The 2173-nt window shown below is 68.2% G+C and carries 2 protein-coding genes; both read right to left on the reverse strand.

Features of this window, described 5'->3' with window-relative positions; translation table 11 throughout:
• A partial coding sequence (locus AB1609_22015) for an AMP-binding protein (protein ID MEW6049111.1) occupies positions 1 to 1183 on the reverse strand: 1183 nt, incomplete at its 3' end.
• Positions 1180 to 1956, reverse strand: coding sequence for an ABC transporter ATP-binding protein (locus AB1609_22020; GenBank protein ID MEW6049112.1), 777 nt, complete (start codon positions 1954 to 1956; stop codon positions 1180 to 1182). The genes AB1609_22015 and AB1609_22020, both read right to left, overlap by 4 nt.
• Positions 1957 to 2173: the final 217 nt, after the last annotated feature.

Below are 2173 nucleotides of genomic sequence, written 5' to 3' on the forward strand. Positions count from 1 at the left end.
TCTCCGTCTGGCCGTACCCCTGCTTGAGGTTGATCCCGAGGGCGTGGAAGAAGCGAAAGACATCGGGGCCAAGCGCCGCCCCTGCCGTGTACGCCTTGCGAAGCCTCACGAGCCCCAGGCGGTCGAGCAGCGGGCGGTAAAGGATCCACCACAACGCCCGGTGCAACAGGCGCAGGCCCAGCGGAACAGCCCGGCCGGCCAGTTTGCGGTCGGCCACGCGCTCGCCGACGGCCATCCCGGCGCGGAACGCCAGCCGCTTGAGGGGCGTGCTGTCCTCGATCTTGACCCGAACCTGCCGGGTGAAGCCCTCCCAGATGCGCGGCGGGCTGAACATGAGGTGAGGGCCGATCTCCCGCAGTTCGGTGAGCGCCGTCTCCACCTGTTCGGGGCAGTTGACGGCAAAGCCGACGACGAGGCCCGCCGCCACCGCCATCATCTGTTCGCCGATCCAGGCCAGGGGCAGGAACGAGAAGTGCTGGTCGGTCTGCTTGAAGTGCTCCACGTCCTGGAAGCTGCGGCCCATGGTGATGAGGTTGCTGTGGGTCAGCATGACCGGCTTGGGGTCGCTGGTGGTGCCGCTGCTGAAGCACATCAGGCAGACTTCGTCGGGGCGGGCGGCGGCCAGGCGGCGTTCGAGGTCGGCCGAAAGGCGCCCAAGCGAGCGGCGGCCCAGATCCAGCAGTTCCTCGAAGCTCATCAGCCAGGGGTCGTCGCGGTAACGGCGCATCCCGCGGGGATCCTGATAGATGACCCGCCGGACCAGGGGCAGCTGGGAGCGCACCTCCAGGAGCTTGTCGACCTGTTCCTGGTCCTCGGCCAAGACGAACACCGTGTCCGTCGCCGAGAGCGCGTAGGCGACCTCCCGGGGCATGCCCGACTGGTAAACCCCCACGCAGACGCCGCGGGCGGCCTGGGTCCCGAGTTCGGTGAAGTACCATTCGGGGATGTTGTCGGCGACCACGCCGACCTTCTCTCCGGGCTCGAGGCCCAGGGCCATCAGGCCAGCGGCGACCAGTCGGGCTGCCTCCCAGTACTCGCGCCATGACACGGTTTGCCAGATGCCGCGATCCTTGTGGCGCAGAGCCGGGCGGCTGCCGGACGGGCCTTCACCGCGCCAGCGCAAGAGCCGGGGCAGGGTCATCTCCGCCCAGTCGGGGGCAGGGCGCGCAACGCTTCGCCTCATGCCGGCACCGCCTCACCCAGGTAGGCTTCCACCACGTCGGGATGCCGGGCCGCCTCTTCCGGAGCGCCCTCTGCAATGACTCGCCCGAAGTTGAGCACAACGACCCGGTGGCTCAGATCCATGACGGCGCGCAGGTCGTGCTCGATGAGCAGGATGGTGATGCCCATCTCCTCGTTGGCGTCGAGGATGTAGCGCGCCAGATCCTCCTTTTCCTCCACGGTCATGCCGGCCATGGGCTCGTCGAGAAGCAACAGCCGCGGGCCCGTCGCAAGCGCCCGAGCCATCTCCACCCGCTTCTGGACGCCGTAGGGCAGCGCCCCTACCGGCAGATGGCGGTAGGGTTCGAGGTCCATGAAGTCGATGATGTCTTCAACCCGGCGCCGCGCCTCGATCTCCTGGGCCTGTGCCCGGCCGTAGTAGAGGAGGGCGTCCACGAGCGTGTAGCGCAGCCGGCGGTGCTGGGCCAGCATGAGGTTGTCCAGGACGCTCATACCCAGGAAGAGCTCGATGTTTTGAAAGGCGCGCCCGATCCCCAGGGCGGCGACGCGATGGGGTGGAAGGCCCGTAATGTCGCGGCCTTCGAGGCGGACGCGCCCCCGGTGGGGACGGTAAAACCCGTTGATGCAGTTGATGAGGCTGGTCTTGCCCGCGCCGTTGGGCCCGATGACGCTGAGGCGCTCGCCGCGTCTCACCTGCAGGCTCACCCCGGACAGCGCCGCCAGGCCGCCGAAGTGAAGGGTGAGATGCTCGACCTCAAGTTGAACGGGTTCCACCGCCGCAAGCCCCCCGAGACGGCGTCAGGCAAGACCGCTTATAGTTACGGTTATTGCCTGATGGGTAGACGGGTTCGGGCGGGGGAACCGATTTCCTGCTTGAGATCACCTGGCCGCCGCCGGCTCGGATCGGCAGGCACCGGCTCAGATCCCCAGAGGCCCGCGGAGGCTGGCCCGGGCCGGCTCAGGGCTCGGTCGGCAGCCGGTGGTTGAGCCA

The organism is Bacillota bacterium (genome assembly GCA_040754675.1).
In the GTDB taxonomy this organism is placed as follows: domain Bacteria; phylum Bacillota; class Limnochordia; order Limnochordales; family Geochordaceae; genus Geochorda.